Below are 24,742 nucleotides of genomic sequence, written 5' to 3' on the forward strand. Positions count from 1 at the left end.
TGCGAACGGCTACCGTGGAGCACATGGCTCGGAAGATCACCGTCGACGAGGGGCGCGCGGCGCTCGCGGCGGTCGCCGCGGCCGAGACGCCCGCCCGCGCGGAGCTCGCGACGGCCGTGCGCTACCTGCTGCAGCTGCTCGCCGAGAAGGCCCCGGGCAACTCGGTCGAGGTGCGCGTGCCCCCCTTCGGCGCCGTGCAGGCGATCGAGGGCCCGCGCCACACCCGCGGCACGCCGCCGAACGTGGTCGAGACCGACGCCCGCACCTGGATCGCACTGGCGACCGGGGCGGAGAGCTGGACGGATGCCACCGCCGCCGGCCGCATCCTCGCCTCGGGCACCCGCGCCGACCTCACGCCGGTGCTGCCGCTGCGCCCCTGATCGTCCGCCGGGCGGGCACCCGCGAGCCCGCGCCCGCGAGCCCGTCCCGGGGCTGACTCCCAGGCTGCGGGCCCCCGCGGGCGGCCGCCCGGTGGGACAATGGATGCCATGTCGCACACCGAGCACCACCTCGAGTCGGCGCAGCTGCGCCGGAGCCCCCGCTACGGACGGCTGATGGTCGCCGGCGCGGTGCTCGGGCTGCTGGTCGCGATCGTGCTCACCCTCGCCTTCGACGGCACCCGGCAGATGAGCGAGTACACGCGCGTCGTCTACTCCACTCCGCAGGTGCTCGGCTTCGTGGCGCTGATCTGCATCCCCGTGGGGATCGCGCTCGGCGGCGCGGTCGCGCTCATCCTCGACCGGGTCGTCGGACGTCGCACCCGCGAGGTGCGGATCGACCGCGAGACCGTGGTCGAGCAGCTCCCCGAGGCCTGAGCCCGCCCGCCCGCGCCGGCCCGCCGCGAGCCCGCGCCACTTCCCGCGCGACGGCCCGCCGCCCCGGGCGGCCCCGTCAGGCCAGGTCGGCGATGACCGGCGCGATCGCGGAGTCGAACGCCGCCACGTCTCCGCGGAGCCCGTCGGTGACCGCGACGGTGAGCGAGCCGATCCACCACACGCCGCGCTGCGTGAGCGGCAGCACCTGCACGTTCAGCTCGAACGAGTGCGCGCGTCGCCCGACGTTGCGCTCGTGCTGCGCGATCGCGCTCGCATAGGCGCGGTAGGACGAGCCGGTGCCGAGCCCCGCCCGGTAGCGCTCGTGCGCGCGGCGGGCGACGGCGACGGCCTCGGGGCCGTGGCCCGCGATCGCCCCGCGCAGCTCGTCGAAGCCCTCCGTGGGCAGCGCGATCAGCATGTCGTAGCCGTCCACGAGGTCCAGGGGCACGGGCGACGGATGCGCCTGCGGCTCCACGGTCATCTCCCAGAACGCCCGCCACTGCCGCTCCAGGGCGGGGGACCTCTCGAACTCGCCCGCCTCGGCCGCCGGCACCCCGCGCAGCAGCGGGAGCTCCTCGGGGAAGCGCAGGCCGAGCACCTGTCGCAGGTACAGCGCGACGAGCACCGGGAGCCCGGCGTCCTCGCGCACGACCCACTCCGGTCCGGCGGCGGCGTTCATGCCGCCATCCTAGGCAACGGCCGGGCCCGAGCGGCGGCCCGAGCCCGGCTCCCACTGCCCCGGTGGGCCGGTAGGCTGGTCGTGTGGCCTCGACCCCACCGAATCCCTATACCCAAGCCGGCGTCGACACCGCGGCAGGCGATCTCGCCGTCGAGTTGATGAAGTCGGCGGTCCGGCGCACCCACGGGGCGGAGGTGCTGGGCGGTGTCGGCGGCTTCGCCGGCCTCTTCGACGCCTCGGCCTTCCTGTCGTACGAGAAGCCGCTGCTGGCGACCTCCACCGACGGAGTCGGCACGAAGGTCGCCATCGCGCAGGCCATCGACAAGCACGACACGATCGGCCAGGACCTCGTCGGCATGGTCGTCGACGACATCGTCGTGGTGGGCGCGAAGCCGCTGTTCATGACCGACTACATCGCGTGCGGCAAGGTCTACCCCGAGCGCATCGCCGACATCGTCCGCGGCATCGCCGACGGCTGCTCGGCCACCGGCACCGCCCTGGTCGGCGGCGAGACGGCCGAGCACCCCGGCCTCCTCGGACTCGGCGACTACGACGTCGCCGGAGCGGCGACCGGCATCGTCGAGGCCTCGAAGGTGCTCGGCGCCGACCGGGTGCGCGGCGGCGACGTCGTGCTGGCCCTCGCCTCCAGCGGCCTCCACTCCAACGGGTACTCCCTCGTGCGCCACATCGTCGCCGGCGCGGGGATCGGCTACGGCGACAACGCCGCCGACTTCGGCACCACCTGGGGCGAGGCGCTCCTCGAGCCCACGCGCCTCTACACCTCGCCCCTCCTGCGGCTGATCGACGGTCTGCCGGACGCCGTGCACTCCCTCAGCCATGTGACCGGCGGCGGCATCGCCGCCAACCTCGCCCGCGTGCTCCCGCAGGGCACGTGGGTCGACGTCGACCGTGCGACCTGGTCGCCGGCTCCCGTCTTCCGGGTGCTCGCCGACCTCGGCGGGCTGGAGCTCACCGCCACCGAGGGCACCTGGAACCTCGGCATCGGCTTCCTCGCCGTCGTCGCCGCCGATCAGGCCGCCGCCGCCACCGCCGCCCTCACCGCCGAGGGCATCGCCACCTGGCAGGTCGGCGTGGTGCGCGACGACGCGCGGCCGGACGGAGAGTTCGAGCAGGGCGCCAAGGGCGTCGACGGCGGCGCCGTGCGCCTCGTCGGCGCGTACCGCGATGCAGGGGCTGAGTGACACCGGGATGGTCGAGTAATACATGTGCGGAATCGTCGGGGTCGTCGGTCAGGGACCCGCGAACCAGGAGGTCTACGACTCGCTGCTCCTCCTGCAGCACCGCGGTCAGGACTCCACCGGCATCGCCACGGCGGAGCCCAACGGCGTCTTCCACATCTTCAAGGCCAAGGGACAGGTCCGCGAGGCGTTCCGCACGCGGGACATGCGCGCCCTCCTCGGCAACATCGGCCTCGGCCACGTCCGGTACGCGACGAAGGGGACGGCCTCCAGCGAGGAGGAGGCGCAGCCCTTCTACGTCAACGCGCCCTACGGCATCGTCCTGGTCCACAACGGCAACCTCACCAACACGCGCGAGCTCACCGAGGAGCTGTTCCGCAACGACCGTCGCCACCTGAACACGTCGTCCGACACCGAGCTGCTGGTCAACGTCCTCGCGAACGAGCTGCAGCAGTCGATCTCGGGGCTGGAGCTCGACCCCGAGCAGATCTTCCAGGCGGTCAGCCGCGTCCACGAGCGCGTCGAGGGCTCCTACGCCGCGATCGCCCTGATCGCGGGCTACGGCCTGCTCGCCTTCCGCGACCCGTTCGGCATCCGTCCGCTGATCCTCGGCACCCGCAAGGTCGACCCGGCGACGAGCCCGGCGGCCCACGCGGCCGGCTCGGCGACCGGCGCGCGGTACGAGTGGACCGTCGCCTCCGAGTCGCTCGTGCTCGAGAACGGCGGCTTCGAGGTCGTCCGCGACGTCGAGCCCGGTGAGGCCGTGTTCATCGACCTCGACGGCAACCTCCACACCCAGCAGTGCGCGACGAAGCCGCAGCTCGTGCCCTGCTCGTTCGAGTACGTGTACCTCGCCCGCCCCGACAGCATCATGAACGGCATCTCGGTCTACGAGGCGCGGCTGCGCATGGGCGAGCGTCTCGCCGACACGATCGCCAAGTACACGCCCGAGGGATCCATCGACGTCGTGATGCCGATCCCCGACTCGTCGCGGCCGGCCGCCATGCAGGTGGCCCGGAAGCTCGGGATCGAGTACCGCGAGGGCTTCTACAAGAACCGCTACGTGGGCCGGACCTTCATCATGCCCGGCCAGGCGGTGCGCAAGAAGAGCGTGCGCCAGAAGCTCAACGCGATGTCGAGCGAGTTCAAGGGCAAGAACGTGCTGCTGATCGACGACTCGATCGTCCGCGGCACGACCTCGCGCGAGATCATCCAGATGGCGCGGGATGCCGGTGCGCTCTCGGTGACGTTCGCCTCGGCCGCCCCGCCGGTGCGCTTCCCCCACGTGTACGGCATCAACATGCCGTCGCGGCAGGAGCTCGTCGCCCACGGCCGGACGATCCCCGAGATCGCGAAGGAGCTCGGCTGCGACTACCTCGTGTACCAGGAGGTCGCCGACCTGAAGGCCGCCATCCTCGAGGGCTCGCCCGACGTCGAGGACCTCGACATGAGCTGCTTCGACGGCCGCTACATCACCGGCACCGTGTCCGAGGAGTACCTCGCCTGGGTCGAGGGCACCCAGGAGAGCTGACGCGCCCGAGCGTGCGGCGACCGCCTAGGCTGGGGCGGTGACGTCCGCCTCCCCCCGCCCGCTGTGGCGGGGCCGCGTCCTGGCCCTCATCGGCATCGCGCTGTTCGCCTTCTCGCTGCGATCGGCGGTCGCCTCGCTCTCGCCGGTGCTCGACCACATCCGCGTCGACTTCGACGTGCCCGCCTGGATCGTCGGCGCCATCGGCACCGCGCCGCCCGTGTGCTTCGCGCTGTTCGGGCTCCTCACGCCACGGCTGGAGCGGCGACTGGGGCTCGAGCGGCTGACCGTGGTGGCGCTCGTCGTCGTCTCGGCGGGGCTCGTCGCGCGCGGACTGTCGACCGACGCCGGCATGCTCGCCGTCACGACGGCGGTCATCTTCGCGGGGGTGGGTGTGGGCAACGTGCTGCTGCCGCCGCTCGTGAAGAAGTACTTCCCCGACCGCATCGGGCTGGTGACGACCCTCTACTCGACGACGATGGCGTTCTCGACCTTCCTGCCGCCGCTGTTCGCCGTGCCCGTGGCCGATGCCGTGGACTGGCGCACCTCGCTCGGGCTGTGGGCGGTCTTCAGCGCGCTGGCGATCCTGCCCTGGGTCGCGCTCCTGGTCCGCGAGCGCGCGGCCCTCGCCGTCGACATCGAGCAGGCGAACCCCCGCCTGTTCGGCCGCCTCTGGCGGCTCCCGCTCGCGTGGGCGGTGACGGTCACCTTCCTCGTCTCGAGCGCCGTGGCGTACACGAGCTTCGCGTGGCTGCCGTCGCTGCTGGTCGACACCGCGGGGGTGACGCCCGCGCAGGCCGGGGCGCTCCTGTCGCTGTTCGCGGTCATGGGGCTGCCCGCGGCACTCGTGGTGCCCGTGCTGGCCTCACGCCGCAGGGTCATCCCGGTGCTGTTCGCGGTCGCCGTCGTGGCCGGGCTGGCCGCGGTCGCCGGTCTCCTCTGGGCGCCGAGCGCCGCACCCGTGCTGTGGGTGGTGCTCCTGGGCACGACGCCGCTCTTCTTCCCGCTGGCCCTGGCGCTCATCGGCATCCGGGCGCGCACCCATGAGACCGCGGTCGCGCTCAGCGGATTCGTGCAGAGCATCGGCTACGCGATCGTCGCGGCGCTGCCGCTCGGTGTCGGCATCGTGCACGATCTCACCGAGTCCTGGACGATCCCGCTGATCGCCCTGGCCCTCGTGATCGTGGCGTCGATCCCCGCGGGCGTGCGACTGGCGCGCCCCGGCACGGTCGAGGACGAATGGGAGCGTCGCCACGGACGGACCTGGTGACCAGGTCCGGGTCGACGTCGGTCGGGCTCAGGCCTTCTCGAGCTCGTCTTCGTCGTCGGCGTACTGATCGGCCCACTTGTCGACGTACGCGTCTTCTTCGTGGTGACCGAGCTCCTTCTCGAGAGCGGAGTAGTTCACGTTGTACGTGTCGTACTTGAGTTCGCGAGCGATCTTGGTGTGCTTCGCCTTCTGACGGCCACGCCCCATGCGAGACCCCCTCATTTCAGAGTCACGGGCCTGGTGATATGCCCGTCGCAGAATGGTCCGGCGCTCAGCCGGGAAGAGTAGCATTCAGGATAACACGGGGCATCCGACTGCTCGCCGTCGGATGCCGCGGTCCCCGGCGGACACCACGCTCGATCACGAGTCGACAACGGGTCCGCCACGAGTTCGGAGGCTGATCAATGACCGACCAGACCGATCCCTACGGCGTCGACGCCGGCTCGGGGGGAGCCGTGCCCCAGCGCGCGGTGATCGTCGGAGCGATCCCCGACCAGCCCAACCGGGTGCTGAAGGAGGCCGCGCGCTACGCGAAGCTCTTCGGCGCCCCGCTGCTGGTCGCCCATGTCGACGTGACGCGCTTCGTGACCTACGAGGATCCCGACGGCTACGTCCACTCGGCGCCCATCGACATCGACCTCACCGGCGGCGAGAGCCAGCTCGCCGCGGTGACGGCCGCCGCGGCGGCGGTCCTCGACGGGAGCGGCGTGGAGTGGAGCGTCCAGCAGCTCGTCGGCGATCCCGCGCTCGCCATCAAGCACCTGGCCGAGCGCGCCGATGCCCGCCTCATCGTCGTCGGCACGCGCCGGCGGGGTCTGGGCGAGTCGATCCGCGAGTTCTTCACCGGTTCGGTCGCCGCCCGCCTCGCGCACCGGCAGTCGCGCCCCATCCTCGTGGTCCCGCTCGAGCAGCCGGCCCGCGACGACGAGGAGCTCTGGCCCGACAGCTGACCGCCCCGCGCGGGGGCGGGGCGACCGGCTGCCGGGTGATCAGCCCCGCAGGGCGATCGTGAGCGCCCGCTGGGCGTCGGTGAGTGCGGCGGCGAGGTCGTCCACGGCCGAGGCCGGCAGGTTCCCGCCCCGGGCGACGTGCGTCCGGAGGTCGGCACGGACGGTGGCGCGGAACTCCGATACGGCGGCATCGGCTCGGCGCAGCTGCTCCCGCGACGCGGCACGCGCGTCGTCGGCGGGCCGAGGGGGTCCGGTGCGCTCGGGCGCCCCGCGTCCGGTCGCGCGGTCGGCCGCTGCGGCGGCGGCGAGGTCCGCACGCAGGCTCTTCATGGCCTCGCGCACGCTGCCGCGGACCTCATCGGCGATGAGCCGCACGCTGTCGGCGAGTCCCGCCTCGATCCCCTCCAGGTCGTCGGCGCGCGCCGCGACCTCGGCACGGCCGGCCTCCGTGATCTCGTAGACGGTCTTGCGGCCGTCGACGGTCTTGGTGACCAGGCCCTCCTCCTCGAGCTTGGCGAGGCGGGGGTAGATGGTGCCGGCGCTCGGCGTGTACGTGCCGCCGGTGCGGTCGGACAGCGCCTGCATGAGGTCGTACCCGTGCCGCGGCCCCTCGTCGAGCAGGCGGAGGAGGTACAGGCGCAGGTCGCCGTGCGAGAAGACGGGAGCCATGCTCACCACTCCTCGGGGGTCGGCGCGTCGTCGGCGCCGACGGGGTCGGTCGTCCGGCGCAGCACGGTGACGTCGCCGGAGACCGAGTTGACCCGCACGTCGACGAAGCTGCTGCTGAGCTCGCCCACCGAGTCGGTGTAGTTGGTCGGCGCGGAGGTGGAGCGCTTGACGCCGTCGACGGTGACCCGGCCGCTGACGCTGCGGAGCACGTAGTTGGCGGGGCGTCCCTCGTCCACGCGCACGCTCGCGTCGCCGCTGACCGTGTTGAGGTTCACGGCGAGGATCTCGCCGACGGTGTCGATGAGCATCCCGCCCGAGACGGTGTCGACCGAGGCCTTGCGCAGGCGGCCCGTCGCCGCGACGTCGCCGGAGACCGAGTTGGCGCTCAGGGCGCCCTCGAGTCCGCGGATCTGGACGTCGCCCGAGACGGCGTTGACCGACACGTCGCCGGTGTGTCCGTCGACGATGATGTCGCCCGAGACCGTGTTGAGGCGGGCGTCGGTGGTTAGGCCCGACACGAGCGCGCTCGCGCTCACGACGCCGAGGTTCAGCTCGGTGCCGCGGGGCACCGCGACGCTGATCTCGGCCTTGGGCCCGCCGCTGCCGAAGTTGCGGAACACCTCGAGGAAGTTGTCCCAGCGCAGCTGCGCGTGGTCGATCTCCACGGTGTCGCCGGTCGCCTCGATGCGCAGGTCCTTCGTGGTCACGCCGTGCACCTCGATGCGGATGCCGGGCTCGTCGTGGGCCACGACGTCGACCTGCCCGCCGACCAGTCCCACCTTGAGCTTGCGCACGCCCTCGATGTCGATCACGCGCGTCTCGCCCGGGTGGATGAGCCACTTCTCCAGGGTCATGATGTCTCCTCAGTCCTTCGCGATGATCCGGATGGATCGAGATATATCGCGTGCCGTCACTGTAACACGATATATCTCGACTTTGTCAACCCTTCCGCTGTTGTTGTCCCACTTTCGGTGCGGGATGTCCCACTTTCGGTTGCTCAGCCGGTGTTACTCCGACCGAATGTGGGACATGCCGACGGGCTGAGGAAGTCAGCCGGTGCGAGGGCGGCGGACAGCCGGCGCATCGCCTGCGCGCTGACCCGTGGTGGGCATGTCCCAGAATCGGCTGGTTTCGCGGGGCGGAATCGACTGAGAGTGGGACATGCCCTGCGGAGAGTGGGACAAGCCCTGCGGAAAGTGGGACACACCGGAGTTGACCTTGACGCAGCGCTTGACCTTGACGCAGCGTCAACATCTACCGTGGGTGGCATGACGAAGGAATGGTCGATCCAGCAGATCGCGAAGCTCGCCGGTACGACGAGCCGCACCCTGCGGCACTACGGCGAGCTCGGGCTGCTGCCGCCGTCGAGCGTCGGGAGCAACGGCTACCGGCGGTACGACGGCGCGGCGCTCGTGCGGCTGCAGCGCATCCTGCTGCTGCGGGAACTCGGACTGGGGCTGCCGCAGATCGCCGAGATCCTCGCCCGTCCCACGAGCGAGGAGGGCGCGCTGGAGGGCCATCTGGCCTGGCTCCGCGAGGAGCGCGAGCGGCTGGCGCGGCAGATCGCGTCGGTCGAGACGACCATCGCGGCGATGAGAGGAGGTGAGGAACTGATGGCAGAGGAGATGTTCGACGGCTTCGACCACACGCGGTATCGCGCGGAGGTCGAGGAGCGCTGGGGCGCCGACGCGTACGCGGCGGGCGACGCCTGGTGGCGCGGCATGAGCGCGGAGGACAAGGCGCAGTGGCAGCGGCGGACGACCGAGCTCGGCGCCGCCTGGACGCACGCCGCCGCGCGCGGCATCCCGTCCGACGGCGACGAGGCGCAGGCGCTGGCGGAGCGTCACGTGGCGTGGCTCACCGGCATCCCCGGCACCCCCGCGGGCGATCCCGGCGGAGAGGTCGCGGGCTACGTGCGCGGACTCGCCGACATGTACGTGGCGGATCCGCGGTTCGCGAAGAACTACGGCGGCCAGGCGGGCGCCGAGTTCGTGCGCGACGCGCTGAGGCACTACGCCGCGGCGCGCCTGTGATCCCGGTCCGGACGCGGATCCGGGGCACGGTGGCCGCGCGCATGCGAGCCCCCGTGCACAGCAGAACGCCCCCACGATCCACCGTGGGGGCGTTCTGCGTTCTCAGTCCGTCAGGTGCGGCTGCCACCGCGCACGACGCGCAGCAGGAAGGCGATCAGGGCGATGACGCCGACGATCAGCGCGACCCACAGCAGCCACTGCAGCGAGGCGTTCAGTCCGCTGACGATGGCCAGCACGATGGCGACCACGATGATGACGAGGAGTGCGATGTTCATGTCTGTTTGCTCCGTTCTGCGGGCCCGCAGCCGATCGGCGAGCGGGGTACCGTTCGATCCGAAGGTAGGCCCGGCGGCAGTTGCGCGACAGGCCCTTGACGCTGCTGAACCGGCGGTGCTATCGCGTGCGAACGCGGGGTGACGGACGGGCGACGGCCTCGGCGCCGCACGCACCGACTCCGGCCTACTCCCGCCGCCGTCCCGTGGTCAAGCCCCTCGGGCCGCGCGGGCGGCGGGCCGTAGCCTCGCCCTGTCGAAGGAGGATGCCATGCCCGGCGGACGCGGATCGAACAGCCTGAAGGACCCGGAGCTCTACGAGGAGCTCCGCAAGGACGGCGCATCGAAGGAGAAGGCCGCGCGCATCTCGAACGCCGCGGCCCGCGACGGCCGTCGGGCCGTCGGACGGCGCGGCGGCACGTCCGGAGACTACGAGGACTGGACGGTGGCCGACCTGCGTGCCCGCGCGAAGGAGCTGGGCCTGCGCGGATACTCCGGCGCGCGCAAGGCGGAGCTCATCGAGATGCTCCGCTCCCACTGAGGGGCCGCCGATGCCGACGGCCGCATACGACGCATGAGAGATTGAAGGAATGCCGAGACTGGTGCGCGTCCGCCCCGGGGTGGACCTGGGATACCGTCGCCTGCGCGCCGGCAACGGCTTCCGCTATGTGGACGCGGACGGCGCGGCGCTGCCCGCCGCCGAGCGCGAGCGCGTGGTGGCGCTGGTGCTCCCGCCCGCGTGGCAGGACGTGTGGATCTGCGCGTCGCCGAACGGCCACATCCAGGCCACGGGCATCGACGACGCCGGCCGGATGCAGTACGTCTACCACCCGCAGTGGACCGCGGGGCGGGACAAGGGCAAGTTCGCCCGGGCGCTCCAGCTGGCCGAATCTCTGCCGCGCGCCCGCGCCCGCGTGACGACGTCGCTGCGGCGAGAGGATCTCGACCGCGAGCGCGTGCTGGCGGCCGCGTTCCGGCTGCTGGACCAGGCTGCCCCGCGCGTGGGATCGGAGCGCTACCTGGAGCGCCACGGCAGCCGGGGGCTCACCACCCTCAAGCGCCGCGACGCGGTGATCGAGGGCACGCTCACGAGCCTGCGCTTCCCCGGCAAGAGCGGCAAGCGGCAGCGCCTGGAGATCGACGACGAGGACCTCGCGATCGCGGTCGCCCTGATGGCGGCCGGCCGCCCGGGGTCCGCGCTGCTGGCGTATCAGCGCAGCCGCCGACGCGTTCCGCTCACGCCGAGAGAGGTCAACGCGTATGTGCGCGCGATGACGGGCGGCACGTTCACCGCGAAGGACTTTCGCACGCTCCGCGGCACGATCCTCGCCGCCGACGCCCTCGCGCGGATCGGAACGGTGGACACGGCCGCCGACCGCAAGCGCGCCGAGGTGCTCGCCGTCCGCACCACCGCCGAGGCCCTGGGGAACACCCCCGCCGTCGCGCGCGGCTCCTACATCGACCCACGGGTCTTCGGCGCGTACAAGAAGGGGCGGCTGCTGGACACGTCGGTATCGCCCGAATCGGCGATCCGTGCCCTGATCCTCGGCTGAGGTGGCCCTAGCGTGAGGGCGTGGCCCTCCCGCGCTGGTTCTCTCCCGCCGCGCTCGTCGTCGTGGTCCTCGGCGGCGCCGTCGGCGTCGCGGCGCGCGCGCTGCTGGTCGTGCCGCTGTCGGCGGGCACCCATCCGCTGGTGGTCCCGGCGGTCACTCTCGGGATCAACGTCGCCGGATCGCTGCTGCTGGGCGTGATCGTCGGCGCGCTCGACGGTCGCCGCCCGCTGCTGCGGCTCTTCCTCGGCACCGGGATGATGGGCGGATTCACCACCTACAGCGCCTTCGCGGTGCACGTGGTCACCACCTCGAGCGCGGCGCCGATCGTGGGACTCGGCCTCGTCGTGCTGTCGGTCTTCGGCGGTGTGGTGGCGGCCACCGCGGGCCTCATGATCGGCCGCCGGCTCTCCGGCCACCCCGAGCAACCCGGGCGGCCCGGGGCGGCAGAGCCGCCGGAGGTCGCGGAATGAGCGCCCTGGAGCTCGTCGCCCTGGTGATCGGCGGCGGCCTGGGCGCGGGGGGCCGCTACGTGGTCGACGGCCTCGTGATGCGGGGCCGCACCGGGGTGTTCCCTCTCGGCATCCTCGTCGTCAACGTGACCGGGTCGTTCGCGCTCGGCCTCCTCACCGGGATGGCCGCCGTCATCGGCCCGCTGTGGATGACGATCCTGGGCGTGGGCGTGCTCGGCGGTTTCACGACGTTCAGCACGGTGTCGGTGGAGAGCGTGCTGCTCGCGCAGGCCGGGCGTCGCGATTGGGCATGGCTCAACCTGCTGGGCACGCTCGTGGCCGCCGTGATCGCCGCCGCGGTGGGGTTCATGCTCGGCGGGCTCCTCCCGCGCTGAGCCCGGGCGCATCCTCGCCTCCTCCCCAGCGGGGGTCCTCCCGCGGACCCCCGACAGGATCCGTCCCGGGGAGGAGGTCCCGCCGGGGTGCGCGTGGGACAATCGGAGTCGATACAGGTCTGTATCGGCTGACCCTCGCATCGCAAAGGCCTCCCGTGTCGAATCTCGCCGTCCTGAGCCTCAAGAACCGCGCCCTCATTGCGCTCATCACGATCGTCGCGGCGATCTTCGGCGGCCTCGCGCTGACGAGCCTCAAGCAGGAGCTGATCCCCTCGATCGAGTTCCCGCAGCTGTCGGTGCTCACGACCTACCCCGGCGCCTCGCCCGACGTCGTCAACAACGACGTCTCGACACCGATCGAGACGGCCATCCAGGGCATCCCCGGGCTGGAGTCGACGACCGCCACGAGCACGACCAACGCGTCGATCATCCAGGCGTCCTTCACCTACGGCACCGATCTGGCCACCGCCGAGCAGAAGATCCTCCAGGCGATCAACCGCATCAAGAGCGACCTGCCGGAGGCCGTGGAGCCCAACGTCGTCTCGTTCTCGATCGACGACCTGCCCGTCATCGCCCTCGCCGTCACCGGCTACGACGACGCGCGCACCATCGAGGCGCAGCTCGAGGCGAGCGTCATCCCCGACCTCGAGGACGTCGACGGCGTCAGCGCGGTGGCGATCATCGGCGGCCAGGGCCAGCGCGTCACGATCGTCCCCGACCAGGCGGCGCTCGCCGCAGCGGGCTACACCCAGACGGCGATCACCGACGCGCTCGACCAGAACGGCGTGCTCTTCCCAGGCGGCTCGGTGACCGAGGGCGACCAGACGCTCACGGTCCAGACCGGCACGAAGCTGTCGTCGGTCGACGAGATCGCGGCGCTCCCGCTGGTTCCGGGTTCGGCGGAGCAGCTCGCCGGCGGCGCCGTGACGATCGCCGACGTCGCCGACGTTGCACTCGACGAGGACCCGGTCACATCGATCTCCCGCGTCAACGGCGAACCCGCCCTCACGCTGTCGATCACCAAGCTCCCCGCGGCCAACACCGTGGACGTCTCCCGCGGCGTGGCCGCCATCATCCCCGACCTGCAGGACGCCGTGGGCGCCGACGCCGAGTTCACCGTCGTGTTCGATCAGGCGCCCTACATCGAGCAGTCGATCGAGGCGCTCGCGCAGGAGGGGCTGCTCGGGCTCCTGTTCGCGGTGATCATCATCCTGGTGTTCCTGCTGTCGGTGCGCTCCACCCTCGTCACGGCGATCTCCATCCCGACGAGCGTGCTCATCACCTTCGTCGGCATCCAGGCCTTCGGCTACTCGCTGAACATCCTCACCCTCGGCGCCCTCACGATCGCGATCGGTCGCGTCGTCGACGACTCGATCGTCGTGATCGAGAACATCAAGCGCCACTACGTGGGCGACGCCGACAAACTCCGGGCGATCCTGCTCGCGGTGCGTGAGGTCGCGGCGGCCATCACCGCGTCGACCATCACCACCGTGGCGGTCTTCCTGCCGATCGCCTTCGTCGGCGACGTCACCGGCGAGCTGTTCCGCCCGTTCGCGCTCACCGTCACCATCGCGATGACGGCGTCCCTCTTCGTCGCGCTCACGATCGTTCCCGTGCTCGCGTACTGGTTCCTGCGCCCGGGCAAGCCGCTGCGCGACGCCGAGGGGCGCGTGGTCGACCCCGAGCACCCCGACGCCCCGCCGTCTCGACTGCAGAAGGCGTACCTCCCGGTGCTGCGCTGGACGCTGAAGCACTCGTGGGTGACGCTGCTGCTGGCCGTGCTCGTGCTGGCCGGCACCATCGCGGCGGCGCCGCTCATGAAGACCAACTTCCTGGGCGATTCGGGCCAGAACACGTTCACCGTCACGCAGGAGCTCGGCCAGGCGCCGAGCCTCGACGCCGAGGACGCCGCAGCTGCGAAGGTCGAGGACGCGATCCTCGGCGTCGACGGCATCGAGACGGTGCAGACCTCGATCGGCTCCAGCGGGTCGGCCGTGCGCGACGCGTTCGCCGGCGGCAGCGCCGGCATCACCTACTCGATCACCACCGACACCGACGCCGACCAGGTCGCCGTGCGCGAGGCCGTCCAGGAGGCGGTCGCCGACCTCGAGGACGTCGGCACCGTCACGGTCTCCGCGGGTCAGGGCGGATTCGGGTCGAGCGACATCGAGGTCGACGTCACCGCCCCCGACGCCGCGACGCTCGGCGAGGCGACCGACGCGGTCGTCGCCGCCCTCGACGGCGCCGAGGGCATCGGCCAGGTCACCTCGAACCTCGCCGCATCGCTCCCGTTCGTCGCCGTCACCGTCGACCGCGAGGAGGCGGCCGCCCTCGGCCTCTCGGAGGTCGCCGTCGGCGCGCTGGTCTCCAACACGATGCAGCCGCGGGGAGTGGGCTCGGTCGAGATCGACGGCACCGCCCTGACGGTGTACCTGCAGGCCGACGACATCCCGCAGACGATCGCCGAGCTCAAGGACCTCGAGATCGCCACCGCCGCAGGCCTCGTCCCGCTCGACCAGGTCGCCACCGTCGAGGAGAGCCAGGGGCCCACCTCGATCACCACCCAGCGCGGGCAGCGCACGGCGACCGTCACGGTCACCCCCGCCACCGACGACCTCAACACGGCCTCGGCCACCGTCAGCACCGCGCTCCTCGATGTCGACCTGCCCGACGCCGCCGACGCCCAGGTGGGCGGCGTGCTCTCGCAGCAGCAGGACGCCTTCGGGCAGCTCGGCCTCGCGATGCTCGCGGCCATCCTGATCGTCTACATCGTCATGGTGGCGACCTTCAAGTCGCTGCGCCAGCCGCTCCTGCTGCTGATCTCGGTGCCGTTCGCCGCGACCGGCGCGATCCTGCTGCAGATCGCCACCGGCGTGCCGCTGGGGGTGGCGTCGCTCATCGGCGTCCTGATGCTCATCGGCATCGTGGTGACCAACGCGATCGTGCTCGTCGACCTCGTCAACCAGTACCGCGAGAAGGGGCTCACGACGCACGACGCGACCCTCGCCGGCGGTGCGCGACGCCTCCGGCCCATCCTGATGACGGCCCTCGCGACGATCTTCGCGCTCACCCCGATGGCGCTCGGCATCACCGGGCACGGCGGCTTCATCTCGCAGCCGCTGGCGATCGTCGTCATCGGCGGACTGATCTCCTCGACCGTGCTGACCCTGCTCGTGCTCCCGACGCTGTACAACCTCGTCGAGGGCGCGCGCGAGCGTCGCGCGATCCGCCGGGGCGAGCTCGTCCCCGCCGAGGTGTCCGCCGGTGCCCCGGCGACGCGCCGTGCGCGGCGCGAACGGGACGCCGCAGGCACCGGGGACGCCGCAGCCACCGGCGACGCCGCAGCCACCGGTGCCGCGCCCGCCGCCGTGCTCGTGGAGGCCGAGGCCGGGTCAGTCGCCGGCGACGCTCAGGAAGCGGATGAAGACGGCCAGCCAGCCGAAGATCAGCGCGAAGACGACGATCTCGAACGCGGTCAGGCCGAAGTAGCCGACGGCGAAGAGCACGATCGACGCGACGAGCGCGGCCAGGAAGCCCCATGACGCATAGAAGTACGTGCGGGGCATGCCCCGCAGCAGGCGCGGTCCGCCCGCGAGCAGCAGCAGGTACATGAGGGCCATCCCCGACGCGGAGAGGTTGTGGAGGAGCAGGTTCACGTCGACGGGGAAGATCCCGACGCACGCGAGCATGATGCCCATGACCATCAGCGCGCCGGTGACGACCCGGGCCTTCGGCCGCGCATCCCCGCGGCCGACGCGGCGCAGGTCCCGGCCGACGTACAGGGTGAAGGTCGTCACCAGCAGGCCGCCCGCGATGAGCGTGCCGTTGAACAGCAGGCTCGAGAGGTCGCCGAACGTCCCGAGCTGACTGAAGTGCAGCTCCCACCACGCCGGATCGGAGGTGGTCACCATCGCCGCGAGCGTGCCGATGCCGATGAACGACACGAGCAGCGAGGTGAGGCGCTGGGTCGTCATCCGCGACGAGGACAAGTACGACAGGTAGCCCGAGAGGCCGGCGGCGAGGGCCAGGAGGGTCACCGTCCAGAACCCGTTGACGGCGACGCCGATGAAGGCGCGCGCCAGCAGGGCGAACAGCGCGAGGACGGCGATCGCGGTGAGCGCGACGTGCGCGATCATGACCGACGTGGTCGACACGACGTAGCGCCAGTCCGAGATCTCTCGCCGCCACTCCTCGCCGTCGGTGGTGCGGGAGCGCCAGAAGCCCAGCGCGGAGCTCACGGCCGCCGCCGCGGCGCCGCACAGCGCCGCCCACGAACCGAGCCCCCACGGCGCCCACAGCGACAGCGTGCGGGCGACGAGCGCCAGCACGAGTCCGACGAGGGCGCCGCCCGCGCCCGCGATGAACGCCGCCAGCAGCGCCTCGGACTCGGCGCGCAGAGTGGGGACGGAAGTGCGTGCGGCGTCCGCAGCCGGTGCCGCATCCGGGGTCGTCATGGGCCACAGTGTACGACCGGGGCGTGCCCCGCCAGGAGTGTCCTCCGCCGGGTCAGCGCTGGAGCCAGCGGCGCAGCAGCCGCGTGACCCAGGGCAGCACCGCGTAGGTCATCACCGGCGTCAGCAGCACCGTCGAAAGGAGCACGCGCGCCCACAGCGGCCACTCGGTGAATCCGGGCGCGAAGCCCAGCAGCCACGAGGCGAGCAGATTGGTCGGGAAGAAGCCCAGCCAGATGGTCACCGCCTGCTTCCAGCGCGGCGGGGCCGGCGGGATCGGCAGTGCGACCGGACCCGTCGGCGTGGCATCCGCTCCCCGGCGGGACTCGACGCCGGTCGCGAAGGGCGCGTCGAACCAGCCCTCGATCCCGGTGCGGCGTTCGACGCGCTCCTCGCGCGCGAACGCCTTGCCGGACTCCAGCCACCAGCCGCGCTGAGCCGACTGCTCCCACGACTCGAGGGTCGCGATGTCGTGGAAGCGGTAGAGCATGTACCAGAGGTCGCTGTCCTCGCCGGCGCGCACCCATCCCGAGCCGAGGAATCCGGGGAAGGTCGTGGCGAGATCCGTGCCGGCCTGCATCCACGCGGTCGCCTCCCGCGTGCGGTCGGGGTCGATGCGCCGCTCGATCGCGACGGTGATCGGATGCGTGTCGGCCATGGCATCCATTGTCCGTCGTCCGAGCGCAGTCTCGGACCGGTCCCGGAGGCGGCGGGCACTCTCCCAGGATCATCCGCTAGAGTTGCTCGGTCGGCTCTGGACACCGTGCGTGATGCGCGGATGGGTTTGTGAGTCCAAGGGGCCGATGGTGGGAGCGAATCCGCTCCGACGACCATCACTGTGAATGGCCCCCGGCCGACGGATGTCCGGGTTACTCCACGCCGCGTGCGCGGCCGCGTCCACTCCCTGTCGGAGTGCGTGATCTGAGGAGTGCTGTTCTCGCGCGAGACAACCCAGAAGGACACCACCATGCCCAAGAACAAGAAGCCGGCCGGCGGCCGAGCCCAGAACTTCGAGCCGCGCTACGGCAGCAAGACCTCCTACCAGGACGCCAAGCGCCGTCCCGGTCAGTCGTCCGCCGGCAAGCCCGGCAGCAAGAGCGCCGGTCACCGCGGGTACCGTCCCGCCGAGGCCGACGCGCCCGCCAAGAAGCAGCGCTGGACGGCGCAGGAGCGCGCCGGCCGCGACGAGGCCCGCGGGATCCGCACCCATGCCCGCAGCGACGCCGGGGACCGCCCCGCCCGCTCCTACGATGACCGTCCCGCGCGCAACTCCGGAGATTTCGACCGCAGCCGGTCGGAGCGCCCCGATTCGGGCCGCGAGCGCACGGATCGCCGGAGTTACGACCGTCCGGCCCGGTCATTCGACGACCGTCCCCGCGGCGAGCGTCAGCCCCGCGACGACCGGCGCACGTTCGGCGACGCGCGCCCGTCGTTCCGCGACGACCGTCCCGCCCGGTCGTTCGACGACCGCCCGCGTCGCGACTTCTCCGACCGTCCCGCGCGTAACTCCGGAGATTTCGACCGGAACCGGTCGGAGCGCCCCGATTCGGGCCGTGAGCGCACGCAGCGCCGGAGTTATGACCGTCCGGCTCGGTCGTTCGACGACCGTCCCCGTCGCGACTTCTCCGACCGTCCCCGTCGCGACGACCGTCCCGCCCGGTCGTTCGACGACCGTCCGCGTCGTGACTTCTCCGACCGTCCCGTGCGTAACTCCGGAGATTTCGACCGGAACCGGTCGGATCGGGCCGATTCGGGCCGTGAGCGCACGGAGCGCCGGAGTTATGACCGTCCGGCTCGGTCGTTCGACGACCGTCCGCGCCGCGACTTCTCCGACCGCCCGCGCCGCGACGACCGTCGCGACGGCTTCGCCGCCAACCGCTCCGACTGGGACGCCGACAAGAAGGCGAAGGCCTTCGAGGCCCACGTCGACGTCGTGCACGAGAAGCTGCAGGCGGAGGCCGTCCAGGCCGAAGAGGTCGCGGACGTGAGCTTCGGCTCGCTGGGCCTCGGCGACAACATCGTCCGCGCGCTCGCCGACCTCGGCGCGGCCTCGCCGTTCCCGATCCAGGCCGCGACGATCACCCCGATCCTCGAGGGTCGCGACGTCCTGGCCCGCGGCCGCACCGGTTCGGGCAAGACCATCGCGTTCGGCGCCCCGCTCGTCGAGTCGATCCTGCGCGCCCAGGCCGGTCAGCGTCGCGAGTTCGGCCGCAAGCCGAAGGCGCTCGTGCTCGCCCCGACCCGTGAGCTCGCCCTGCAGATCGACCGCACCATCCAGCCGATCGCCCGCAGCGTCGGCCTGTTCACCACGCAGATCTACGGCGGCGTGCCCCAGGCGCGCCAGGTCGGTGCGCTCAAGAAGGGCGTCGACATCATCGTCGGCACCCCCGGCCGCATCGAGGACCTGCAGGAGCAGGGCAAGCTCGACCTCTCCGAGGTCCGGATCGTCGTCCTCGACGAGGCCGACCACATGAGCGAGCTCGGCTTCCTCGAGCCGATGCAGCGGATCCTCCGCCTCGTCCAGGAGGGCGCCCAGAAGCTCCTCTTCTCCGCGACGCTCGACCGCGAGGTCGCCGCGCTCGTCGACGAGTTCCTCGTGGAGCCCGCCGTCTACGAGGTCGCCGGTGAGGACCAGGACTCGGGGACGATCGACCACCGCGTGCTCGTGATCGACCACCGCGACAAGGCCGAGATCCTCACCTCGCTGGTCGACCGCGACGCCAAGACGCTCGTCTTCGCCCGCACCCGCGCCTACGCCGAGATGCTCGCCGAGCAGTTCGAGGACGTCGGCATCCGTGCCGTCGCCCTCCACGGCGATCTCAACCAGGCCAAGCGCACGCGCAACCTCGAGCGCCTCACCTCGGGCCGTGTCGAGGTGCTGGTCGCGACCGACGTCGCCGCCCGCGGCATCCACGTCGACGACATCGACCTGGTCGTCCAGGCCGACGCGCCCGATGAGTACAAGACGTACCTGCACCGTTCGGGCCGCACCGGCCGCGCCGGTCGCAGCGGCACCGTCGTGACGCTCATCACGCGTCAGCGTCGTCGCAAGATGACCGAGATGCTGGAGCGTGCCGAGATCGCGGCGCCGTTCGACGAGGTGCGCCCGGGCGACGACGTGCTCGAGGAGCTCGCCGGCCGCCAGCTGGCCGACGTCGACGCCTGATCCGACTGCTGCGAGAAGCCCCGAGGCCCTGGTCCTCGGGGCTTTTCGCGTGCACCGCCGGACTTGATCGCCTAGGCTCGGGGCATGACCAGCCACGTGCGCATGGTGGTCGTGCTGGGGGCTGTCGTCGCACTTCTGGGAGGGTGCGCCGCGACGGATGTGCCGACGCCGACGCAGACGACGTCGACGACGGCGCCCTCGAGCGCCGGCCCGACGCCTTCCGCCACGCCGATACCGACGCCGACGCCCACGCCGACGCCCACGCCCACCGCATCCGCCGCCGGCGTGCCCGAGACGTGCGAGGCGCTCCTTCCGCTCGCGACGATCAGCGGGGAACTCGGTGAGCCCTGGCACCCCATCGACCCCGACAACCCCTCGGCGCAGATCCCCGGGCCTCAGGCGCGCGCGGCGGCGGCCGCAGCGATCGAGACACTGCCCTGCCTCTGGGGCCCCGACGCGGTGACCGAGGGGTACCTGCTCGGCTACGCCTTCAGGCTGGATCCCGCGACCCGGGTGGACCTCGTCGACGCGCTCAGCGAGGCGTCGTCGTACAGGACTCTCCAGATCGAGGGCGCGGACATCGCGTTCTCGACCTCCGAGCTGCGCGGCGACCTGCGCCACACGACGATCTACGCATTCGCGGGCGATGTGTGGATCGTGCTCATCGCACCGCTGTACGACATCGTGCTCACGGGGTTCGCCGAGGAGGCCCTCGACGCCGCGCTCGCCGCCGGCTGACTGCTCCGGGCGGCTTGCGAGCGCGGCCCTGGACGGAGCGCGGCCGGCCTCCTCCTGACCCGGCCGCTCGCGACGTAGGATCGCCCCATGACCCCCCGGTCCTTCGTGTCGCTCACCGTGCTCGCGGCCACCCTCGCGCTCGTGCTCACGGCCTGCGTGCCGGAGCCGCCGGCCGCTGGCCCGACGACATCGCCCGCTCCCACCGGCACAGCGACCGCACCGGCGACCCCGGGTCCGACCACTCCCACTCTGCCGGGTACGCCGACCGCGAACCCGTCGCCGACGGCCACGACGACCCCGAGTCCGACGCCGAGTCCCACCGCGACGGCGGGCGCATCGGATCGGGCCGTCCTGCCGTCGTGCGGCACGCTCTTGCCGCTGTCGACGGTGCACGCGCTGTTCGGCGACGCGGCCGAGCCGCTGGATGCCGGCGGCTCCGCGGCGGACCACATGCCGGGGCCGCTGGCCGCCGAGACCGCGGCCCGGGCTGTGCAGTCCGAGGTGTGCTCGTGGGGCATCCCGTTCTCCGACGGCGGGTTCAGCGTCGTGGCCGCCGAGCTGACGACGGCGGCGCGCGACCGTCTCGTGTCGTCGCTGCGCACGGCGGCGTCGTATCGCGCGACGACCATCGCCGGCGCGACCGCGTTCACGCACTCCGAGGAGAGCGAGTTCGGCACGATCGCCGTCGTCTACGTCTTCACGGGCCGGGTGTGGATCACCGTCACCGGCACCCTCACGGTCGAGACGGGGAGCGAGTTCGCCGGTTCCGCGCTCGACGCCGTCCGGGCCGCCAACGCCTGACGCGATTCCCTCTCGCCGAGCCGACACGTCCCATGCGAGCCGACACGGTTCGCACTGCACATCGCGTGTCGGTTGGGCGGAAACGTGTCGGCTCGGCGGCAGGCGCGGTGGCGGCGCGGGGCGGGGCGGGGCAGGAGCGAGGGCGTCAGAAGAGCATCGCGGGAGCCGGCGCGGATGCCGTGGCGCGCACGGGCATGAGGCGTGACGCGCGCGGCGCGGGGGCGTCGTCCTCCGCCCCGCCGGTGAGGCCATGGCGGCGCAGCAGCGGCCGCACCCGCGCCGACAGCAGCTTGCGGTAGCCGACCGGCGCGCTCACCGAGGCCCCGGGGTACAGCCCGCGGTAGAGCGGCAGCAGGTCGGGACGCTCGCGCTCGAGCCACTGCCAGAACCACTCCTTGGCGCCGGGGCGCAGGTGGAGCGCCCCGAACACGACGCGGCGGGCGCCCGCCTCCTTCAGCTGCCGCAGCGCGTCGTCGATGATCGCCGCGTCGTCGGTGAGGTGCGGGAGGATCGGCATGAGGAAGACCATCGGGCGGAAACCCGCCTCGCTCGCCGCGCGGATCGTCTCCACCCGCGCGCGGAACGTCGGCGCGCCGGGCTCGAGCGATTCGCGCAGGGCGTCGTGGCTGATGGCGATCGACATCGACACGTCGACGTCGACGACGGACGCCGCAGCCGCCAGCGCCGGCAGGTCGCGGCGCAGCAGGGTGCCCTTGGTCAGCACCGAGAACGGCGTGCCGCTGTCGGCGAGCGCCTCGATGATGTCGGGCATGAGCCGGTAGCGCCCCTCGGCGCGCTGGTACGGATCGGTGTTCGTGCCCAGCGCGACGTGCTCGCGCGCCCACGACGGCCGGGCGAGTTCGCGGCGGAGCACCTCGGCGACGTTGGTCTTCACGACGATCTCGCGATCGAAGTCGGCGCCGGAGTCGAAGTCGAGGTACTCGTGCGTGCGACGGGCGAAGCAGTAGACGCAGGCGTGACTGCAGCCCCGGTAGGGGTTCACGGTCCAGTCGAACGGCATGGCCGACGGACCGGGAACGTGGTTGAGCGCCGACTTCGCCAGCACCTCGTGGAAGGTCATGCCCGCGAATTCGGGCGTCGTGACGCTGCGGACGAGCCCGCCGAGGGACTCCAGCCCGGGCAGCGCGTCGGGGTCCGTCGCCCCCACCTGCTGACCCTGCCACCTCATCCTCCCAGGGGAACACAGATTCGACACTCCGTCAACCCATGAGCGACGACAGTCGAACATCGCGCAATCCCGGGCGCCGCGCGCCGTCGCGCGACAATGGAGTGTGCCCGCCGCGTCCCCCCACACGCGCCGCGCCCACCGCACGTCGCGTCGGGTGCGGCTCGTCCGCCGCCGCGTGCTGGCGGTGACGCTCGTGCTCGTCGTCGGCGCGTCCATCGCCACGTTCGCGCTGCCGCGTCCGAGCGACGCCGAGGCGGAGGCGCCCCCCTCGCCGTCCGCGACCTCCCCCGCGCCGACGCCCACCGCAGCTCCCACGCCGGCCTCGCCCGCTCCGACGAGCCCGGCCCCTGCTCCGACATCCCCTGCGGTCTGCGACGACCCCGCGGTCGTCGACGCGCTGGCCTCGGGGACGGACGCCGAGGTGGTCGCGGCTCTCGGCGGCGGAGAGGGCTTCCGTGCAGCCGTGGCATCCGGCGACGCTCCCTGCATCGACGTGACCGAGGCGGGCCGGACATGGGTCGTCGTGAACAAGCGGAACGCCCTCGACCCCCTCGACTACTGGCCGACGCCCCAGGCGCAGCCGCAGGGCATCCGGGTCGTCTCGGGCGGCGGATGGCTGCGGGCCGACGCCGCCGACGCCCTCGACGAGCTCGCCGCCGCGATCGTCGCCGACGGCGTCGGGACCCTCGGCGTCGACAGCGCCTTCCGCCCGTACGCCTACCAGGTCGACCTCTACAACGGCTACGTGGCCTCGCGGGGCCGGGCCGCCGCCGACCTGCGCAGCGCCCGCCCCGGGCACAGCGAGCACCAGACGGGGCTGGCGGTCGACGTCGTCGCGTGCGACGGCGGCTGCGGGTCGCACGACGGCTTCAAAGGCACCGCCGAGGCGGAGTGGCTCGTCGACAACGCCTGGCGGTTCGGCTTCATCATCCGCTACGAGGACGGCGCGACCGCGACGACCGGCTACTCGTGGGAGCCGTGGCACCTGCGCTACATCGGGGTCGAGCTGGCCGAGGCGTACGACGCCGGCGGCTACGGCACCCTCGAGGACTTCTTCGGACTCCCCGACGCACCTGACTACGACGCCTGAAACCCAGTACCATGGATGCCGGGATGCAATCCCACGGCCGGCCCTGCCGCACACCCTGCGGCAGCGGCACTCGAGGATGAGAGGACGGGCGCACGATGGAGCGCGACATCTACGACGAGGACCACGAGGCGTTCCGCGACGTCGTCAAGGAGTTCTGCAAGCGGTACGTGACCAACGAGGCGCGCGAGAAGTGGGACGCCGACGGTGAGGTCGACCGCGCCACCATGCTCGCCGCCGGCGAGGCCGGGATCATCGGCCTGAGCGTGCCCGAGGAGTTCGGCGGCGCCGGGATGCTCCAGGACTACCGCTTCCGCGCGGTCGTCAACGAGGAGGTCATCCGCGCCGGAGCCGGATCGCTCGCCGGTGCCTTCGGCATCCAGGACGACCTCGCCGTCCCCTACCTCGTGCACATGGGCACGCAGGCGCAGAAGGAGAAGTGGCTGCCCGGCATGGCGACCGGCGAGATCCTCGGCGCCCTCGCGATGACCGAGCCGGGTGCGGGCTCGGACCTGCGCGGCATCAAGACCACCGCCAAGAAGGTCGACGGCGGCTACCTCGTCAACGGCGCCAAGACGTTCATCTCGTCCGGCAAGACCGCCGACATGATCGTCACCTTCGTGAAGACCGGGGAGGGGAACCGTCCCGACGCCTTCTCGCTGCTCATCATCGAGAACGGCATGGAGGGCTTCGACCATGGCAAGAAGCTGCACAAGATGGGCTTCCAGGGACACGACACGGCCGAGCTGTCGTTCAGCGACGTGTTCGTCCCCGAGGAGAACCTCATCAGCGGCACCGAGGGCCAGGGCTTCGTGCAGCTCATGATGAACCTTCCGCTGGAGCGCCTGTCGATCGGCGTCGCCGGTGCCGCCGCGGCGGCCGCCGCGCTGGAGTGGACACTCGCCTACACGAAGGACCGCGAGGCGTTCGGCGAGCGCATCATCGACTTCCAGAACAGCCGCTTCCAGCTGGCCGACGTCGCGACGACGGTCGACGCCCTCTGGGCCTACATCGACCGTGCCCTCAAGGCCTACGCCGAGGGCAAGCTGTCGGCCGAAGAGGCGGCGAAGGTGAAGTTCTGGGCCACGGAGCGCGAGTGGGACGTGCTCGACATCTGCGTGCAGCTCCACGGCGGATACGGCTACATCACCGAGTACCCGATCGCGCGCGCCTTCCTCGACGCCCGCGTGCACCGCATCTACGGCGGCACGAACGAGATCATGCGGGAGATCGTCGGCCGTCAGCTCGCCGGCAAGCGCTGAGGCCCGCCCACCGCTGAACCGACGCCAGAACCGCCCCGGCCGCCCGGCCGGGGCGGTTCTGTCTGTCCGTCGGCGGGGGTCGGGCCGCCGGCGGGGGCGAAAGCAGGCTGGGCCGGGTGCGACCGCCGCGCCGGATGCCACCGCGCCCGGTTCAGCCTGCTTTTGCCACGCGGGACGCAGCCCACGCCACCACGGGACGCAGCCCACGACACCACGGGACGCTGTCCGCGGCACGA

Annotated in this window: 24 protein-coding genes; 17 read left to right on the forward strand and 7 right to left on the reverse strand. The window is 72.0% G+C overall.

Going from position 1 to position 24,742, the window contains the following annotated elements; genetic code table 11:
* Positions 1-23 precede the first annotated feature (23 nt).
* Both QQZ13_RS08250 and QQZ13_RS08255 read left to right on the forward strand, forming a co-directional pair.
* Positions 24-380, forward strand: coding sequence for a sterol carrier family protein (locus tag QQZ13_RS08250; RefSeq protein ID WP_284528542.1), 357 nt, complete (start codon positions 24-26; stop codon positions 378-380).
* A 108-nt stretch (positions 381-488) separates the two neighbouring features.
* The gene (locus QQZ13_RS08255) at positions 489-815 is read left to right on the forward strand and encodes a potassium transporter Trk (protein ID WP_284528543.1); all 327 of its coding nucleotides are present in this window, start codon (positions 489-491) and stop codon (positions 813-815) included.
* Positions 816-891: 76 nt separating this feature from the next.
* Here QQZ13_RS08255 and QQZ13_RS08260 read toward each other — a convergent pair whose 3' ends face one another.
* Positions 892-1,494 (reverse strand): zinc-binding alcohol dehydrogenase, encoded by a 603-nt coding sequence (locus QQZ13_RS08260; RefSeq protein ID WP_284528544.1) that lies wholly within the window; start codon positions 1,492-1,494, stop codon positions 892-894.
* A gap of 83 nt (positions 1,495-1,577) precedes the next feature.
* Between QQZ13_RS08260 and purM the strand changes: the two genes are divergently transcribed.
* Genes purM through QQZ13_RS08275 form a run of 3 tightly spaced genes read left to right on the forward strand, consistent with a single transcriptional unit; the run spans position 1,578 to position 5,491 of the window.
* Positions 1,578-2,696: a phosphoribosylformylglycinamidine cyclo-ligase gene (gene purM, locus QQZ13_RS08265; RefSeq protein WP_284528545.1), complete on the forward strand. Its 1,119-nt coding sequence runs from the start codon at positions 1,578-1,580 to the stop codon at positions 2,694-2,696.
* A 22-nt stretch (positions 2,697-2,718) separates the two neighbouring features.
* Entirely contained in the window at positions 2,719-4,224 is a 1,506-nt protein-coding gene (purF, locus tag QQZ13_RS08270) for an amidophosphoribosyltransferase (protein ID WP_284528546.1), read from the forward strand.
* A gap of 37 nt (positions 4,225-4,261) precedes the next feature.
* Positions 4,262-5,491, forward strand: coding sequence for a CynX/NimT family MFS transporter (locus tag QQZ13_RS08275; protein WP_284528547.1), 1,230 nt, complete (start codon positions 4,262-4,264; stop codon positions 5,489-5,491).
* A gap of 27 nt (positions 5,492-5,518) precedes the next feature.
* Here QQZ13_RS08275 and QQZ13_RS08280 read toward each other — a convergent pair whose 3' ends face one another.
* Entirely contained in the window at positions 5,519-5,698 is a 180-nt protein-coding gene (locus QQZ13_RS08280) for a DUF3073 family protein (protein ID WP_144806857.1), read from the reverse strand.
* Between the two features lie 197 nt (positions 5,699-5,895).
* Here QQZ13_RS08280 and QQZ13_RS08285 point away from each other — a divergent pair, with 197 nt between their 5' ends.
* Complete coding sequence (locus QQZ13_RS08285) at positions 5,896-6,441, forward strand: universal stress protein (RefSeq protein WP_284528548.1); 546 nt, start codon at positions 5,896-5,898, stop codon at positions 6,439-6,441.
* Between the two features lie 39 nt (positions 6,442-6,480).
* On the opposite strand, the gene QQZ13_RS08290 is transcribed toward QQZ13_RS08285, so the two are convergent.
* Both QQZ13_RS08290 and QQZ13_RS08295 read right to left on the reverse strand, forming a co-directional pair.
* The gene (locus QQZ13_RS08290) at positions 6,481-7,110 is read right to left on the reverse strand and encodes a PadR family transcriptional regulator (RefSeq protein WP_284528549.1); all 630 of its coding nucleotides are present in this window, start codon (positions 7,108-7,110) and stop codon (positions 6,481-6,483) included.
* Between the two features lie 2 nt (positions 7,111-7,112).
* Positions 7,113-7,964: a DUF4097 family beta strand repeat-containing protein gene (locus QQZ13_RS08295; RefSeq protein ID WP_284528550.1), complete on the reverse strand. Its 852-nt coding sequence runs from the start codon at positions 7,962-7,964 to the stop codon at positions 7,113-7,115.
* A gap of 414 nt (positions 7,965-8,378) precedes the next feature.
* Between QQZ13_RS08295 and QQZ13_RS08300 the strand changes: the two genes are divergently transcribed.
* On the forward strand, positions 8,379-9,143 hold the full coding sequence (locus QQZ13_RS08300; RefSeq protein WP_284528551.1) for a MerR family transcriptional regulator: 765 nt from the start codon (positions 8,379-8,381) through the stop codon (positions 9,141-9,143).
* A 110-nt stretch (positions 9,144-9,253) separates the two neighbouring features.
* On the opposite strand, the gene QQZ13_RS08305 is transcribed toward QQZ13_RS08300, so the two are convergent.
* Complete coding sequence (locus tag QQZ13_RS08305) at positions 9,254-9,418, reverse strand: hypothetical protein (protein ID WP_284528552.1); 165 nt, start codon at positions 9,416-9,418, stop codon at positions 9,254-9,256.
* A gap of 268 nt (positions 9,419-9,686) precedes the next feature.
* Between QQZ13_RS08305 and QQZ13_RS08310 the strand changes: the two genes are divergently transcribed.
* The 5 genes from QQZ13_RS08310 to QQZ13_RS08330 all read left to right on the forward strand — a co-directional run bounded on the left by QQZ13_RS08310 (position 9,687) and on the right by QQZ13_RS08330 (position 15,354).
* Positions 9,687-9,956 (forward strand): Rho termination factor N-terminal domain-containing protein, encoded by a 270-nt coding sequence (locus QQZ13_RS08310; protein WP_284528553.1) that lies wholly within the window; start codon positions 9,687-9,689, stop codon positions 9,954-9,956.
* A 49-nt stretch (positions 9,957-10,005) separates the two neighbouring features.
* Positions 10,006-10,968, forward strand: coding sequence for a DNA topoisomerase IB (locus QQZ13_RS08315; RefSeq protein WP_284528554.1), 963 nt, complete (start codon positions 10,006-10,008; stop codon positions 10,966-10,968).
* 20 nt (positions 10,969-10,988) lie between these two features.
* Entirely contained in the window at positions 10,989-11,438 is a 450-nt protein-coding gene (locus tag QQZ13_RS08320; protein WP_284528555.1) for a CrcB family protein, read from the forward strand.
* The gene (gene crcB, locus QQZ13_RS08325) at positions 11,435-11,812 is read left to right on the forward strand and encodes a fluoride efflux transporter CrcB (RefSeq protein WP_284528556.1); all 378 of its coding nucleotides are present in this window, start codon (positions 11,435-11,437) and stop codon (positions 11,810-11,812) included. The genes QQZ13_RS08320 and crcB overlap by 4 nt, the downstream gene beginning before the upstream one ends.
* A 155-nt stretch (positions 11,813-11,967) precedes the next feature.
* Positions 11,968-15,354 (forward strand): efflux RND transporter permease subunit, encoded by a 3,387-nt coding sequence (locus QQZ13_RS08330; protein ID WP_284528557.1) that lies wholly within the window; start codon positions 11,968-11,970, stop codon positions 15,352-15,354.
* Positions 15,355-16,318: 964 nt separating this feature from the next.
* On the opposite strand, the gene QQZ13_RS08335 is transcribed toward QQZ13_RS08330, so the two are convergent.
* Entirely contained in the window at positions 16,319-16,921 is a 603-nt protein-coding gene (locus QQZ13_RS08335) for an antibiotic biosynthesis monooxygenase (protein WP_284528558.1), read from the reverse strand.
* Positions 16,922-17,230: 309 nt separating this feature from the next.
* Here QQZ13_RS08335 and QQZ13_RS08340 point away from each other — a divergent pair, with 309 nt between their 5' ends.
* The 3 genes from QQZ13_RS08340 (at position 17,231) to QQZ13_RS08350 (ending at position 20,968) form a co-directional block, all read left to right on the forward strand.
* A complete protein-coding gene (locus tag QQZ13_RS08340) occupies positions 17,231-19,429 on the forward strand; it encodes a DEAD/DEAH box helicase (RefSeq protein ID WP_284528559.1) in 2,199 nt (732 codons plus the stop codon).
* 84 nt (positions 19,430-19,513) lie between these two features.
* Positions 19,514-20,167 (forward strand): hypothetical protein, encoded by a 654-nt coding sequence (locus tag QQZ13_RS08345; RefSeq protein WP_284528560.1) that lies wholly within the window; start codon positions 19,514-19,516, stop codon positions 20,165-20,167.
* 87 nt (positions 20,168-20,254) lie between these two features.
* Positions 20,255-20,968, forward strand: coding sequence for a hypothetical protein (locus tag QQZ13_RS08350; protein WP_284528561.1), 714 nt, complete (start codon positions 20,255-20,257; stop codon positions 20,966-20,968).
* A 145-nt stretch (positions 20,969-21,113) separates the two neighbouring features.
* Here QQZ13_RS08350 and QQZ13_RS08355 read toward each other — a convergent pair whose 3' ends face one another.
* The gene (locus QQZ13_RS08355; RefSeq protein WP_284528562.1) at positions 21,114-22,157 is read right to left on the reverse strand and encodes an Rv2578c family radical SAM protein; all 1,044 of its coding nucleotides are present in this window, start codon (positions 22,155-22,157) and stop codon (positions 21,114-21,116) included.
* A 103-nt stretch (positions 22,158-22,260) separates the two neighbouring features.
* Between QQZ13_RS08355 and QQZ13_RS08360 the strand changes: the two genes are divergently transcribed.
* Both QQZ13_RS08360 and QQZ13_RS08365 read left to right on the forward strand, forming a co-directional pair.
* A complete protein-coding gene (locus QQZ13_RS08360) occupies positions 22,261-23,247 on the forward strand; it encodes a M15 family metallopeptidase (RefSeq protein ID WP_284528563.1) in 987 nt (328 codons plus the stop codon).
* A 95-nt stretch (positions 23,248-23,342) separates the two neighbouring features.
* Positions 23,343-24,506 carry an acyl-CoA dehydrogenase family protein gene (locus tag QQZ13_RS08365; protein ID WP_284528564.1) on the forward strand — a complete coding sequence of 388 codons (1,164 nt, stop codon included), beginning with the start codon at positions 23,343-23,345 and terminating at the stop codon, positions 24,504-24,506.
* The last annotated feature ends 236 nt before the right edge of the window (positions 24,507-24,742 follow it).

The organism is Microbacterium sp. T2.11-28 (assembly GCF_950097975.1).
GTDB lineage: Bacteria > Actinomycetota > Actinomycetes > Actinomycetales > Microbacteriaceae > Microbacterium.

Bases quoted from the DNA above. Each gene is read 5' to 3' on its own strand.
- QQZ13_RS08315 (WP_284528554.1), top strand. From the start codon at position 10,006: ATGCCGAGACTGGTGCGCGTCCGCCCCGGGGTGGACCTGGGATACCGT.
- QQZ13_RS08290 (WP_284528549.1), bottom strand. From the start codon at position 7,110: ATGGCTCCCGTCTTCTCGCACGGCGACCTGCGCCTGTACCTCCTCCGC.
- crcB (WP_284528556.1), top strand. From the start codon at position 11,435: ATGAGCGCCCTGGAGCTCGTCGCCCTGGTGATCGGCGGCGGCCTGGGC.
- QQZ13_RS08250 (WP_284528542.1), top strand. From the start codon at position 24: ATGGCTCGGAAGATCACCGTCGACGAGGGGCGCGCGGCGCTCGCGGCG.
- QQZ13_RS08300 (WP_284528551.1), top strand. From the start codon at position 8,379: ATGACGAAGGAATGGTCGATCCAGCAGATCGCGAAGCTCGCCGGTACG.
- QQZ13_RS08305 (WP_284528552.1), bottom strand. From the start codon at position 9,418: ATGAACATCGCACTCCTCGTCATCATCGTGGTCGCCATCGTGCTGGCC.
- QQZ13_RS08365 (WP_284528564.1), top strand. From the start codon at position 23,343: ATGGAGCGCGACATCTACGACGAGGACCACGAGGCGTTCCGCGACGTC.
- QQZ13_RS08280 (WP_144806857.1), bottom strand. From the start codon at position 5,698: ATGGGGCGTGGCCGTCAGAAGGCGAAGCACACCAAGATCGCTCGCGAA.
- QQZ13_RS08255 (WP_284528543.1), top strand. From the start codon at position 489: ATGTCGCACACCGAGCACCACCTCGAGTCGGCGCAGCTGCGCCGGAGC.
- QQZ13_RS08340 (WP_284528559.1), top strand. From the start codon at position 17,231: ATGCCCAAGAACAAGAAGCCGGCCGGCGGCCGAGCCCAGAACTTCGAG.
- QQZ13_RS08345 (WP_284528560.1), top strand. From the start codon at position 19,514: ATGACCAGCCACGTGCGCATGGTGGTCGTGCTGGGGGCTGTCGTCGCA.
- QQZ13_RS08335 (WP_284528558.1), bottom strand. From the start codon at position 16,921: ATGGCCGACACGCATCCGATCACCGTCGCGATCGAGCGGCGCATCGAC.
- QQZ13_RS08310 (WP_284528553.1), top strand. From the start codon at position 9,687: ATGCCCGGCGGACGCGGATCGAACAGCCTGAAGGACCCGGAGCTCTAC.
- purF (WP_284528546.1), top strand. From the start codon at position 2,719: ATGTGCGGAATCGTCGGGGTCGTCGGTCAGGGACCCGCGAACCAGGAG.
- QQZ13_RS08350 (WP_284528561.1), top strand. From the start codon at position 20,255: ATGACCCCCCGGTCCTTCGTGTCGCTCACCGTGCTCGCGGCCACCCTC.
- QQZ13_RS08285 (WP_284528548.1), top strand. From the start codon at position 5,896: ATGACCGACCAGACCGATCCCTACGGCGTCGACGCCGGCTCGGGGGGA.
- QQZ13_RS08295 (WP_284528550.1), bottom strand. From the start codon at position 7,964: ATGACCCTGGAGAAGTGGCTCATCCACCCGGGCGAGACGCGCGTGATC.
- QQZ13_RS08355 (WP_284528562.1), bottom strand. From the start codon at position 22,157: ATGAGGTGGCAGGGTCAGCAGGTGGGGGCGACGGACCCCGACGCGCTG.
- QQZ13_RS08260 (WP_284528544.1), bottom strand. From the start codon at position 1,494: ATGAACGCCGCCGCCGGACCGGAGTGGGTCGTGCGCGAGGACGCCGGG.